We start from the raw sequence: 13,689 nt of genomic DNA, 5'->3' as shown, positions 1-13,689 counted from the left end.
AATACTTTATTTTTATAGGGGGATAATAGTGTAAATTTATGGCTATAATATAGAAGCACTCAATGAATAAGAGAAAAACATTAAATATTAGTAAATAAACTATTAAATAAAATAATTAATATTGATTTAATGGATAGATTCATATATATTGATATTAATGGTAAAAAGTAATGAATTTAATAAAACTAAAAATTCATTTAAAATTACAGGAAGGGGGCAAAAACATGTTTGATAAGATTTTAAGAGGATTGTTTACAGCAGCAGGACTTGTTGTGGGATATTTTATTGGAACCACATTACTAAGAATTGATGCGGTAACTTCTTTTATATCGGGAGAACTAAATAAAGCTTTATTTATTGGTTTTACTATTTTATTAAGCGGACTTATTTTATTTTTAATATCACCTTTTATTAACAGACTTATAAGCAAAGGAATGGCATATTTCGAAGAAAGCATTCAGAAAAGATCGGGAGAGGATATTTTGATTGTTACCTTTGGGGCAACAGTTGGATTAATCATTTCAGGTGTATTTATAAATATGTTAACTAAATTAGGGGTATTAGGCATAATTATTGGAATAATCGTGGCAATTATTATGGCTTCTTTAGGAGCAGAAATTGCTATAAAGAAAAAAGATGACTTAATAAATTTATTTGAAAATTTAAGAAAAACAAATGAGCCAAAGGACAAAAGAGTTAAGCAGAAATGCAAAGGGGTACCTAAAATACTAGATACGTCAGTAATAATAGATGGTAGGATATTGGATATAACTAAAACGGGTTTTATAGAAGGAACATTGGTTATTCCTAATTTTGTATTAGATGAATTAAGACATATAGCAGATTCATCTGATGGATTAAAAAGAAACAGAGGTAGAAGAGGGTTAGATATTTTAAGTAAAATTCAAAAGGATTCTGAAATGGATGTTTTAATTACGGATAAAGATTTTCCGGAAATTGCAGAAGTTGATGCCAAATTACTTAAATTAACTCAAGTTTTAAAAGGAAAAGTTGTAACAAATGATTATAACTTAAATAAAGTTGCTGCTGTTCAAGGAGTTCCAGTTTTGAATATCAATGAACTTGCTAATGCAGTTAAACCAGTAGTTTTACCAGGTGAAGAGATGACAATTCAAATAATAAAAGATGGTAAAGAACAAGAACAAGGAATTGCTTACTTAGATGACGGAACTATGATAGTTGTTGAAGGTGGTAGAAGACATATTAATGAAATTATGGATGTTATAGTTACTTCAGTTCTTCAAACTGCAGCAGGAAGAATGATTTTTGCAAAACAAAAAAAGTAGGGAGTTTATAATATGAAAAATACTGCTTTAATTATGGCTGGTGGTAGTGGAACTAGAATGAAAGCAAATATTAATAAACAGTTTTTACTTCTAGATGAAAAGCCAATTTTATATTATACTATTAAAGCTTTTGAAGACAATGAATTGGTTGATGATATAGTTTTAGTACTTTCAGAAACGGATATAGATTACTTTAAAGAAAATATAATAGAAAAGTATAGTTTTAAAAAAATCAAGAAAACAGTAAATGGTGGAGAAACAAGGCAAGAATCTGTATTTAATGGACTAAAGGAATTAGACCATTGTGATGTGGTTTTAATACATGATGGAGCGAGGCCTTTCGTATCTGGTGAAGTTATTTCACAGGGTATAAAATTTGCTAAACTCTATGGGGCAGCAGCTTGTGGAGTTAAGCCTAAAGATACTATTAAAATCATGAATAATTTTAATATGTCTGAAACTACATTAGAAAGAGAAAAATTATTTTTAGTTCAAACACCACAATGTTTCAAATATGAATTGATTAGTAATTGTCATAAAAAAGCTCTTGAAGAAAATTTCAAGGCAACAGATGATACTATGATTGTAGAAACATATTATCATAATGTTTACCTTTATGAGGGCAGTTATAATAATATTAAAATAACTACTCCTGAGGATTTGTATATAGGGGAAAAATTGCTTCGAAATATCTGTAACATTGACATAAAAAAACAGCCGCAGTATAATAAAAACACAAAAGTTAATATATGAGCGATGAAAAAGATAAGTAGAAACTATAATAGAGAAAAAATCCAAGGCTGAAAGATTTTTGTGAGTTTTGAACCAACTTTTGAGCTGTAGGAAAAACCTACCGGATAGTCCGTTAAGATGTAATTAGTTCAAAATTAGGTGGTACCGCGATAACTCGCCCTAATATCTTTAGGGTGGGTTTATTTTATTTTATTGGAAATTTAAGGAGGAAAACACTGTGAAATTATCAAATATGTTAATGACAACCTTAAGAGAAGTTCCTGCTGAAGCAGAATTACCAAGTCATCAGTTAATGCTTAGAGCTGGATTGATGAGAAAAATGGCGTCAGGTATCTACAATTATATGCCATTTGGTATAAGAACTTTAAAGAAAATAGAGAACATTATAAGAGAAGAAATGGACAATGCAGGTGCACAAGAATTTTTGGCTTCAGCAGTAATACCAGCAGAATTATGGAGAGAATCTGGTAGATGGGATGTTTTTGGACCAGAGATGTTTAGGTTATCTGATAGAAATAATAGAGAATTCTGCTTGGGACCTACACATGAGGAAGTATTTACAGATATTGCAAGATCTACTATTAAGTCATATAAGCAACTTCCGGTAAATTTATATCAAATACAAACAAAGTATAGAGATGAGAGACGTCCTAGATTTGGGGTTATGAGATCTAGAGAGTTTGTAATGAAAGATGCTTATAGTTTTGACATGAATGAAGAAGGTTTGGATATTTCATATAATAAAATGTATGAAGCTTATGTTAATGTATTTCAAAGATGTGGAATGACATGTTCAGCGGTAGAAGCTGACTCTGGTGCCATGGGGGGGTCTGGTTCGGCAGAATTCATGGTTAAGTCTGAGTTTGGAGAAGATGAAGTTGTTTTCTGTAATAGTTGCAATTATGCAGCCAATATGGAAAAAGCACCATCTACTAGTGAAAAAGCTGAAGAAGAGGAATTTAAATCTCTTGAAGAAGTTGAAACTCCAAATGTAAAAACAATAGAGCAATTAATAGGATTTTTTAAAACTTCATCAAAGAAATTTGCTAAAACGCTTATATTCAATGCTGATGGTAAGTCAGTAGCAGTGGTTATAAGAGGAGATAGAGAAGCGAATGAAGTTAAAATAGTAAATGCCATAGGTGGGGCAGTTAATTTTGAAATGGCTGATGAAGATATGGTTAAAAAAGTTACAAATGCAGAAGTTGGTTTTGCAGGTCCTATAAATATAAAAGCTGATTTTGTATTTATAGATGAAGAAGTAGCGAGTATGTATAATTTTATAATTGGTGCTAATAAAACTGGATACCACTATACTAATGTTAACTATGGAAGAGATTTTTCGGGTCAAGTTGGAGATTTTAGAAAAGTTACAGCTGAAGATACTTGCCCAAAATGCGGAGAAAAAATTACTATTGCCAGGGGAATAGAAGTTGGACATATTTTTAAACTTGGAACTAAGTATTCAGCATCTATGGGAGCAACATTTACAGATGAAGATGGTTCTAATAAACCTTTAATAATGGGTTGTTATGGTATAGGAGTAAATAGAACTATGGCAGCTATAATTGAACAAAACCATGATGAAAATGGTATAATCTGGCCAATGTCAGTAGCTCCATACCATGTAGTTGTAGTTCCTATTTCAGATAAAAAACAAGAACAAATGGAAGCAGCAGAAAATCTTTATAATGAACTTAAATCCCTTGGAATAGAAGTTCTATTAGATGATAGAAAAGAAAGACCAGGTGTTAAATTTAAAGATGCTGATTTAATAGGTATTCCTATAAGAGTTACAGTTGGGAAAGGCATTTCAGAAGGGCTTGTTGAATACAAACTTAGAAGAAATCAGAATAAGGAAGAAGTCCTTTTATCCCAGGTTATAAGTAAAATCCAAGAAGAATTTAAAGCATAATATATATTTTTTTAATATTATATTATAAGGAGAAATCTTATGAAACTTAATGATTTAAGTTGTTTTGAAAAAGCTAGGGAGAATTTAAAGGAAGTAGTAAGAGATACACCATTACTTTATTCAAGCACTTTTTCAAAACTCACTGGGAATAATATTTATTTTAAATGTGAAAATAAACAAAAAACAGGCTCATTTAAGTTGAGAGGCGCTTATAATAAAATAGCAGAACTAAATTGTGATGAAAGAAGAAAAGGTGTTATAGCTTCGTCAGCGGGAAATCATGCTCAAGGAGTAGCTTATGCAGCTACTTCTTTTGGTGTAGAGGCAACCGTAGTTATGCCTTTAACAGCTCCGCTAGCGAAAATACAGGCCACATTAGGATACGGAGCCAATGTTATAAAATATGGTGAAGTATATGATGAATGTTTTAATAAGGCAATGGAGATAAGGGAAAAAGAAGGAGTAACATTTGTACATCCTTTTAATGATGAAGATGTTATTGCTGGTCAAGGAACCATAGCTTTTGAAATATTAGATAAGTTGCCAGAAGTAGATGTAATTTTAGTTCCTATTGGCGGTGGAGGATTGATTTCAGGCATAGCCACAGCAGCTAAGATGTTGAAACCGGAAATAATTATAATTGGAGTTGAGGCTGAAATAATTCCATCAACTAAGGTTTCGTTAGCAAATAAAAAAATTACAACTCTTCCAGGAGTTAAATCTTTGGCAGATGGTATTTCTGTAAAAACACCAGGAGATATTACTTTTGAATATATAAAAAAGTATGTAGATCGAGTAGTTACAGTTTCAGAAGATGAAATTGCATATGCTATTTTTATATTGATGGAAAGAATGAAATTAGTATCAGAAGGGGCTGGCGCTGTGACCTTGGCAGCTTTGCTAGCAAATAAAATTCCTATGTCCAATAAAAATATTGTTTCGCTTATTAGTGGAGGAAATATTGATATTGCAATGGTGTCTAAAATAATTGAGCGACAGTTAGTGCTACTAAAAAGAAGAATATCATTTACTGTTGAGATTAAAGATAAGGTTGGTCAGTTAGGGTGCTTTATAACAAAACTAGGCACTTTAGGAGCTAATATTATTAAGGTAAGACAAGAAAAGACATGGGAAGAAAAAGGCTTAGAGTATGCAGATGTAATATTTGAAATAGAAACAGAGTCTAAAGAGCATTCTATTTATATATTAGAAGCTTTGAAGAAAGAAGAGTATAAATTAGAAATAATCAGTTAATGGAGGGTTTTTTATGAAGATATTTAATTCTATGACAAGAACAAAAGAAGAATTTATTCCCTTAAAAGCTGGAGAAGTTAGTATGTATGTTTGTGGACCTACGGTATATGACTATTTTCATATAGGAAATGCAAGAACTTTTATTGTGTTTGATACTGTTAGAAGATATTTTGAATATTCAGGATATAAAGTTAACTATGTTCAAAATTTTACAGACATTGATGATAAGATGATTAATCGAGCGAATAATGAAGGAATAACAGTTAAAGAACTAGGAGAAAGATTTATTAAAGAATACTTCCAAGATGCAGATGCATTAGGTATAGAAAGAGCTACATTTAGTCCTACTGCTACAGAATATATGGAAGAAATAATTTTGTTTGTAAGTGGTTTAATTGAAAAGGGATTTGCTTATGAAATTGATGGAGATGTATATTTTGATACAAAAAAATTCAATGAATATGGTAAGTTATCTGGTCAAAATTTAGACGACCTTCAAGCAGGTGCAAGAATAAGAGTTGATGAAAGAAAAAGAGATCCTATGGATTTTGCTATATGGAAAAGCGAAAAGCCAGGAGAACCTTCGTGGGATTGCCCTTGGGGAAAAGGGAGACCAGGATGGCATATAGAATGCTCTTGTATGGCTAATAAATTATTAGGTGAAACTATAGATATACATGCTGGCGGAGCAGATTTGAAATTTCCACATCACGAAAATGAAATAGCACAAAGTGAAGCTAGAAATGGCAAAACTTTTTCTAATTATTGGATGCATTCAGCTTACTTGAATATAGAAAACAAGAAAATGTCAAAGTCTTTAAATAATTTTTTTACAGCTAGAGAAATTTTAAAAAGATATGATGCAGAGGTTATAAGATTATTTATGCTTTCAGCTCATTATAGAACTCCACTAAATTTTAGCGATGATTTACTTGAAAGTGCTAAAGCATCTAAAGAAAGATTGTATAATGCTATAGGAAATTTGGAGAGATTGATAGAAGAGGTTTCATCTGTAACCTTAACAGATGAAGAAAACATATATTTAGCAGGTTTGGGTTCATATCAAGAAAAATTTATTGAAAAAATGGATGATGACTTTAATACTGCTGATGCTATATCTATAATCTTTGATTTAATTAAAGATATTAATACAAATGTAACTATAGATTCATCTAGCGAATTAGCTAAAGCATGTCTTGATTTAATAAGGGAGTTAGGAAAATCATTATCTCTTTTACAGGACTCAACTGTGTGTGATATTAGCTTGGATATTGAAAATTTAATTGAACAAAGACAAGTGGCAAGAAAAGAAAAAAATTGGGCAAGAGCAGATGAAATAAGAGATATTCTAAAAGCAGAGGGTATAGTTTTGGAAGATACTCCTCAAGGTGTTAGATGGAAAAAAATCGATTAAATATTATTAAAATAGAACATGAGAATGTGTTCTATTTTTTTGTGGAAATTTAGAGCTTGCTTTTGAAAGGGTAATGAAATGGCAGGGCTAAATCATGAGTTAACAATTTGTAAACAAATAAAAAAGAGAGTGGATATTTCTAATTATAGGAAACTAATCCACTCTTTGTTTTTGTTTTTATGTAAAATAATATATAATTAGTTTATATATATTTTTTATGTAAAAGTAAAGAAAAGAGGAAGTTTTTTATGAGTAATAAAGAATCAATATTTTTTAATTATTTTGGAGTAATTAAAGATATGAGACAACAGGCAAAAGTACGTCATAAACTTATAGATATTCTTTTTATAGCAGTAGCTGCAACCATTGCTAACGCAAGCGATTGGGATGAAGTTGAGATATTCGCAAAGAAAAGGGAAGAATGGTTCCGTAAGTTTCTTGAGCTTCCAAATGGTATCCCATCTCACGATACTTTTGAGAGAGTCTTTAGATGGATAGATCCAAAGCAATTTGAAAAGTGTTTTGTTTATTGGGTTAGAGAAATAGCTACGCTGGCAGATAGATCTGTAGTAGCAATTGATGGTAAGACTATGCGTGGAGCATTTGATACAGATGATAAAAAATCACCTGTACATATTGTGAGTGCTTGGGCTAGTGAAAATGGAATGGTACTGGGACAGGTGAAAACAGATGAAAAAAGTAATGAAATAACAGCAATCTCAGAACTTTTAGATTTGTTATTTGTTAAAAACTGTATAATAATGATAGATGCTATGGGTACTCAAACAAAAATAGCAGAAAAAATTGTTGATAAAAAGGCAGATTATGTTCTTGCACTTAAAGGAAACCAGCATAATTTACATCAAGATGTTGTAGATTTCTTTGAGGACGCTGAAAAAACAAATTTTGATGGATTCAAAGTGAAATCAAGTATTACCTCAGATAAAGGTCATGGACGTATTGAAGTAAGAAAATACTATTTAGTTGAAGATATAGAGTGGCTTTCGATGAAGAATAATTGGAAGGGCTTAAAAAGCATAGGTATGGCTATACGTGAGTGTGAAATTAAAGGTAAAAAAACAATAGAAAGAAGATATTTTATTTCTTCTTTAAAAGATTCTATAGACGAATTTTCATCAGCTGTAAGAAAACATTGGGGAATAGAATCCACTCATTGGGTTCTTGATGTTGTATTTAAAGAAGATGCTCGCAGAGTAAGAAAAGATTGTGGTCCGCAAAATTTAGCCATGCTCAAACGTATGGCTCTAAATATAATACGAAAAGACACTACAGAGCCTAAGTATAGTTTGAAGTCAAAAAGGTTTGCAGCTTCTGTAGACAATGATTATCTTGAACAAGTGCTTATTAAAAATTTCATCTAGTGTAACAAAGATAATTTGTATACCAATTACTAGGCATATCCTGAAAGGACTGTCTGGTTTTCTATGCAAAAAAAAATTGTTAACTTAATGAAATTCCCTGAAACGCTTCAGTTCCATCTCAATAAAAGTTCGGGGTTGCCCCAAAAGTATTATCCTACCACATAAATAGTTGCAATGACTATTTTTTAAAAATCTTCTATGAGATTTTCGCTTAAGAAAAATATTCATGCGTAAGCCATGAATGAAATGGGAAATATAATTGTTTATATTATTAAAATAAAGTATAATGAAGTTTAGAACATAAATAGAAAAATTAATTTTTAGGAGAGTTATTATGAATTTTAATAAATTTCAAGGAGAATTTTCGGATAAAAATATTAAAGAAATGAATCCTTTAGTGCTAGCATATATTGGGGACAGTGTTTATGAGTTATTTATAAGAACCTCTTTGGTAGATAAAAATAGAAATATGTTAGCTCATAAGCTGCATAGTAAGGCAATTCAATATGTAAAAGCTCATGGACAATACGAAGCTTTAATAAAAATTGAAGAAAGCTTAAATGAGGAAGAAATTTATTTTTTTAAAAGAGGGAGAAATTGCAAATCTGCTACAGTTCCTAAAAATGCAAGTGTGCAAGAATATAGAATTGCTACTGGATTTGAAACTTTGATAGGTTTTTTATATTTATCAGAAAGAAAAGAAAGATTAAATGAAATATTAAATGTAATTGTGGAAGAATAAAAGCAAAGATAAAAAATAATTAATTAAAGTTTGGATAATCTAAAGAAAGAAGGGTTAGTTTGAGTAATACGGATAAAATTTTTATAAATATGTGTAATGATATTTTAGATAACGGAGTATCATCAGAAGACCAAGTTGTAAGAGCAAAATGGGAGGATGGAACGGAGGCACATACAATTAAAAAGTTTTGTGTTGTGAATAGATATGACCTTTCCAAAGAGTTCCCAATACTTACATTAAGACCAACAAACCTAAAAGCAGCAATTGATGAAATGCTTTGGATATGGCAAAAAAAGTCTAACAATATAAAAGACTTAAATAGCCATATTTGGGATAGCTGGGCTGATGAAAATGGTACAATAGGTAAAGCATATGGCTATCAAATAGCACAGAAACATAAATATTCAGAAGGTGAATTTGACCAAATTGATAGAGTTATATATGATTTGAAAAATAATCCATATAGTAGAAGAATTATAGTTAATATGTATAATCATAATGATTTACACGCTATGAATCTATATCCTTGTGCATATAGCATGACGTTTAATGTTACAGGAAATAAATTGAATGCTATATTGAATCAAAGATCACAAGATGTTCTAGTAGCTAATAATTGGAATGTGGCTCAATATGCAATACTTATACATATGTTAGCACAAGTTAGTGATTTGGAAGTTGGAGAATTTGTTCATGTTATTGCAGATGCACATATATATGATAGACATATTCCTTTAGTTAAGGAACTTATAAGTAGAGCTGCTTATGAAGCTCCTAAATTAATAATCAACAAAAATATAAAGAACTTCTATGATTTTAAAGTTGAAGATTTTATTCTGGAAAACTATCAAAGTGGGTCTCAAATAAAAAAAATACCAGTTGCAATTTAAAAGGGGATTAATTATGAAAGCAATAGTTGCTGTAGATTTAAACTGGGGTATTGGGTGTGATGGAAAATTACTAGAAACAATACCAGAAGATATGAAATTTTTTAAGGAAAAAACAATTGGTAAAGTGGTTGTTATGGGTAGAGAAACTTTTGAATCTTTACCAGGAAAAGCACCATTAAAAGATAGAGTCAATATAGTTTTAAGTAGAAATAAAAATTTTATGGACGATAGATTGATAATTTGTAATTCAATTGATGAAACATTTGATCAATTAAAAAAGTATGATAAAAATGATATTTTTGTAATTGGTGGAGAAATTATATATAAGCAGTTTTTATCACATTGTGGAGAAATCTATGTTACCAAAATAAAAAATAAATATTCAGCGGATAAATATTTTCCAAATTTAGATGAAGATCAAAATTGGGTGTTGGTAGAATCAAGTGAGGATAAAGAATACAAGGGTGTTGGGTATAATTTTCAAAGATATAAAAATAGAAGTTTTTAATGAAAGAAGGTAAAAAATGAAAAAAGAAAATTTTCAAAACAATAGGGAAGAAAAGATAGAAATTTCCAGTGAAGAGATTATTGAAGGAAGAAATGCAGTTATTGAAGCTTTAAAAGGAGACCACACAATTGAACAAATTTGGGTGGCAAAAGGAAATTTGTCTGGGTCTATAAGTAAAATATTTGCTTTGGCAAAAGAAAAAAAAGTTATGCTTAAAGAGGTAGATAGAAAAAAATTGGATGGAATTTCTGAAACGGGGGCTCATCAAGGAGTTATAGCAAAGATAACTCCATATAAATACTTTTCTATTGAGGATATGTTTGAAAAAGCAAAATCAAAAGGAGAAAAACCTTTTATTTTGATTTTGGATGAATTAGAAGACCCTCATAATTTTGGGTCAATTATCAGAACAGCAGAAATTAGTGGAGTACATGGAATAATTATACCTAATAGAAGAAATGTAGGGGTTACAGGCACTGTATATAAGACTTCTGTAGGTGCAGTTGAACATATGATGGTAGCGAAGGTATCTAACATAAATAAAGCTATAGATGATTTGAAAGATAAAGGGTTATGGGTTTATGGGGCGGATATGGATGGCCAGGATTATTGCTATAAATCAGATTTGACTGGAGCGGTAGCGCTTGTTATTGGGAGTGAAGGCAAAGGTATATCAAAATTGACTAAATCTAAATGCGATGTGTTAGTTAGAATTCCTATGGTAGGAAAAATTACATCTTTAAATGCTTCTGTAGCTGCGGGAATAATAATGTATGAAGTATTAAAACAAAGATTAGGATAATAGGAAAATGAAGTATATATTCGTAGATGGATATAATGTAATTAATAGTTGGCCTGAACTTAAAAAAATAAAAGAATTTAGCTATGAATCTGCAAGAAACGCTTTGGTTGATGATCTACAAGATTATGCAGCTTTTGAAGGATGTAAAATTTTTGTGATTTTCGATGCCTATCTTGTTAATGGAAGTCTGGAGTCTACGGAAAAAAAAGGGAATACAACTATTATATTTACTAAAGAAGGGGATACTGCAGACAATTTTATAGAAAGATATATTAATAATATTGGGAGAAAAGCAGATGTAAGTGTTGTTACTTCAGATTCTTTACAACAACAGTTGATTTTTCAAAGAGGAGCAGCTAGGATATCTTCTATAGAATTTTATCATGAGGTATACCAAACAAAAAAAATAATAAGTAAAAAAACTTCTAAAAAGGAATCTAGGGGTAAAAATTTTCTTCATGATCAAATAGATGAAGAGATACTAAAAAAGCTTGAAAAAATAAGGCGAAGCAAATAAAAAATATTGATTGTGATTTCCTTATAATGTATAATTGAAAGTGAGTATTCAAATTTGGTGGGGGCGATAAAGTGGCAGAAGACATAAAAAAAATTGCAGAACACGTTCCGTTTGCTAATAGGCCAGATGAAGAGCTAGCACTTATGGCTAAAGAAGGCGATAAAGATGCTCAAGAATTTTTAATGAGAAAGTATAAGAATTTTGTAAAATCAAAAGCCAAGTCTTATTTTTTGATAGGTGCAGATAAAGAAGATATTTATCAAGAGGGTATGATAGGGTTATATAAAGCTATTAGGGACTTCAAAACTGATAGGTTGAGCTCTTTTAAGGCTTTTGCGGAATTGTGTGTAACAAGGCAAATTATAACAGCTATAAAGACTGCTACAAGGCAGAAACATATACCATTGAATACGTATGTTTCATTGAATAAACCTATATATGATGAAGAATCGGACAGAACTCTCCTAGATATACTTTCTACTGTAAAAGTTAGTGACCCAGAAGAGGTTATTATCGGTAGAGAGGAAATGAATAACATGGAAAGTGAAATTGTTAAATCTTTATCGGAATTAGAGTTGGAGGTTTTATATTATTATATACAAGGAAAATCTTATCAAGAAATTGCTTGTGATATGGACAGACAAGCCAAGTCTATAGACAATGCACTTCAAAGAATTAAAAGAAAATTAGAAAAAAGCTTAAATAAAGAATAAAAGTGTATTGACAAAAAAAATTGATGATAGTAAAATCTATAATTGGTACATAGTTACGGTATATTTAAAAAAGGAAAGAAGTTATTATATTCATTCCTAAGAAAATGTAGGTAAAGATCCATTCCTACACTAGGTAAATGTGCCCATGTAGCTCAGTAGGCAGAGTGTCACCTTGGTAAGGTGGAGGTCGCCGGTTCGAGCCCGGTCGTGGGCTCCAGTAATGTGCTAAACAAAGTACACGTGGATGAGTTTACGAAAAAGGGTCAAAAATATTATTTTAAATAAAAGTTAGGAGGAATTACAAATGGCAAGAAGTAAGTTTGAAAGAACAAAACCCCACGTTAACGTTGGAACAATAGGTCACGTAGACCATGGTAAGACAACATTAACAGCAGCAATCACAATGACATTAGCAAAAGAAGGTAAAGCACAAGCACAAGATTACGCGTCAATAGATAAAGCACCAGAAGAAAGAGAAAGAGGAATCACAATCAACACAGCACACGTTGAGTATGAAACAGACAACAGACACTATGCGCATGTTGATTGCCCAGGCCATGCTGACTATGTTAAGAACATGATCACAGGAGCTGCTCAAATGGATGGAGCTATCTTAGTAGTAAGTGCTGCAGATGGTCCAATGCCACAAACAAGAGAACACATACTATTAGCATCAAGAGTAGGTGTTGAAAACATAGTAGTTTTCTTAAACAAAGCAGATCAAGTAGATGATCCAGAATTATTAGAATTAGTTGAAATGGAAGTAAGAGATTTATTAAGTGAATATGGATTTGACGGAGACGAATGTCCAGTAGTAACAGGATCAGCATTAAACGTAATTGAAAAGAGTGAAGATGAGTGTATCCACCAATTAATGGATGCAATAGATTCATACATCCCAACACCAGAAAGAGCAACAGATCAACCATTCTTAATGCCAGTAGAAGATGTATTCACAATCACAGGTAGAGGAACAGTTGCAACTGGAAGATTGGAAAGAGGATTATTACACGTAGGAGATGAAGTTTCTATCGTAGGTATGGGCGAAGAAATCAGAAAATCTACATGTACAGGAGTAGAAATGTTCAGAAAGATGTTAGATGAAGCAATGGCAGGAGATAACATTGGAGCATTATTAAGAGGAGTTCAAAGAACAGACATCGAAAGAGGTCAAGTTTTAGCTAAACCAGGTTCAGTAACGCCACATAGCAACTTTGTAGGTCAAGTATATGTATTAAAGAAAGAAGAAGGCGGAAGACATACACCATTCTTCAACGGATATAGACCGCAATTTTACTTCAGAACAACTGACGTTACAGGATCAATAGCTTTACCAGACGGAGTAGAAATGGTAATGCCAGGAGACCATATAGACATGACAGTTGAGTTAATCACAGAAGTGGCAATGGAGCCAAACTTAAGATTCGCTATCAGAGAAGGCGGAAGAACAGTTGGTTCAGGAGTTGTTACTACAATTCTTAAGTAATTAATT

13 protein-coding genes and 1 tRNA gene are annotated in these 13,689 nt (G+C 31.3%); all 14 read left to right on the top strand.

Features of this window, described 5'->3' with window-relative positions:
- Window positions 1-224: 224 nt before the first annotated feature.
- Window positions 225-1,307: a PIN/TRAM domain-containing protein gene (locus tag BUB83_RS18705; protein ID WP_073340648.1), complete on the top strand. Its 1,083-nt coding sequence runs from the start codon at window positions 225-227 to the stop codon at window positions 1,305-1,307.
- 12 nt (window positions 1,308-1,319) lie between these two features.
- Window positions 1,320-2,060 (top strand): 2-C-methyl-D-erythritol 4-phosphate cytidylyltransferase, encoded by a 741-nt coding sequence (gene ispD, locus BUB83_RS18700; RefSeq protein ID WP_073340647.1) that lies wholly within the window; start codon window positions 1,320-1,322, stop codon window positions 2,058-2,060.
- A 217-nt stretch (window positions 2,061-2,277) separates the two neighbouring features.
- Window positions 2,278-3,975: a proline--tRNA ligase gene (locus tag BUB83_RS18695; protein WP_073340646.1), complete on the top strand. Its 1,698-nt coding sequence runs from the start codon at window positions 2,278-2,280 to the stop codon at window positions 3,973-3,975.
- 39 nt (window positions 3,976-4,014) lie between these two features.
- On the top strand, window positions 4,015-5,229 hold the full coding sequence (ilvA, locus tag BUB83_RS18690) for a threonine ammonia-lyase (RefSeq protein ID WP_073340645.1): 1,215 nt from the start codon (window positions 4,015-4,017) through the stop codon (window positions 5,227-5,229).
- Window positions 5,230-5,242: 13 nt separating this feature from the next.
- Complete coding sequence (gene cysS / locus BUB83_RS18685; RefSeq protein WP_073340644.1) at window positions 5,243-6,643, top strand: cysteine--tRNA ligase; 1,401 nt, start codon at window positions 5,243-5,245, stop codon at window positions 6,641-6,643.
- Window positions 6,644-6,891: 248 nt separating this feature from the next.
- Window positions 6,892-8,025 carry an ISAs1 family transposase gene (locus BUB83_RS18680; RefSeq protein WP_073340643.1) on the top strand — a complete coding sequence of 378 codons (1,134 nt, stop codon included), beginning with the start codon at window positions 6,892-6,894 and terminating at the stop codon, window positions 8,023-8,025.
- A 334-nt stretch (window positions 8,026-8,359) separates the two neighbouring features.
- Window positions 8,360-8,767 carry a Mini-ribonuclease 3 gene (locus tag BUB83_RS18675; RefSeq protein ID WP_073340642.1) on the top strand — a complete coding sequence of 136 codons (408 nt, stop codon included), beginning with the start codon at window positions 8,360-8,362 and terminating at the stop codon, window positions 8,765-8,767.
- A gap of 59 nt (window positions 8,768-8,826) precedes the next feature.
- The gene (thyA, locus tag BUB83_RS18670) at window positions 8,827-9,657 is read left to right on the top strand and encodes a thymidylate synthase (protein ID WP_073340641.1); all 831 of its coding nucleotides are present in this window, start codon (window positions 8,827-8,829) and stop codon (window positions 9,655-9,657) included.
- A gap of 13 nt (window positions 9,658-9,670) precedes the next feature.
- Window positions 9,671-10,165 (top strand): dihydrofolate reductase, encoded by a 495-nt coding sequence (locus BUB83_RS18665; protein WP_073340640.1) that lies wholly within the window; start codon window positions 9,671-9,673, stop codon window positions 10,163-10,165.
- Between the two features lie 16 nt (window positions 10,166-10,181).
- Window positions 10,182-10,967, top strand: coding sequence for a 23S rRNA (guanosine(2251)-2'-O)-methyltransferase RlmB (gene rlmB, locus BUB83_RS18660; protein ID WP_073340639.1), 786 nt, complete (start codon window positions 10,182-10,184; stop codon window positions 10,965-10,967).
- Between the two features lie 7 nt (window positions 10,968-10,974).
- Entirely contained in the window at window positions 10,975-11,484 is a 510-nt protein-coding gene (locus BUB83_RS18655) for an NYN domain-containing protein (protein ID WP_073340638.1), read from the top strand.
- 71 nt (window positions 11,485-11,555) lie between these two features.
- Complete coding sequence (gene sigH / locus BUB83_RS18650) at window positions 11,556-12,197, top strand: RNA polymerase sporulation sigma factor SigH (protein WP_073340637.1); 642 nt, start codon at window positions 11,556-11,558, stop codon at window positions 12,195-12,197.
- A gap of 141 nt (window positions 12,198-12,338) precedes the next feature.
- A tRNA-Thr gene (locus BUB83_RS18645) sits at window positions 12,339-12,414 on the top strand.
- Between the two features lie 87 nt (window positions 12,415-12,501).
- Window positions 12,502-13,683, top strand: a complete 1,182-nt coding sequence (gene tuf, locus BUB83_RS18640; RefSeq protein ID WP_073337825.1) for an elongation factor Tu — start codon at window positions 12,502-12,504, stop codon at window positions 13,681-13,683.
- The last annotated feature ends 6 nt before the right edge of the window (window positions 13,684-13,689 follow it).

The organism is Clostridium grantii DSM 8605, assembly GCF_900129965.1.
In the GTDB taxonomy this organism is placed as follows: domain Bacteria; phylum Bacillota; class Clostridia; order Clostridiales; family Clostridiaceae; genus Clostridium_AF; species Clostridium_AF grantii.
This window is presented reverse-complemented; position numbering and strand designations above follow the sequence as displayed.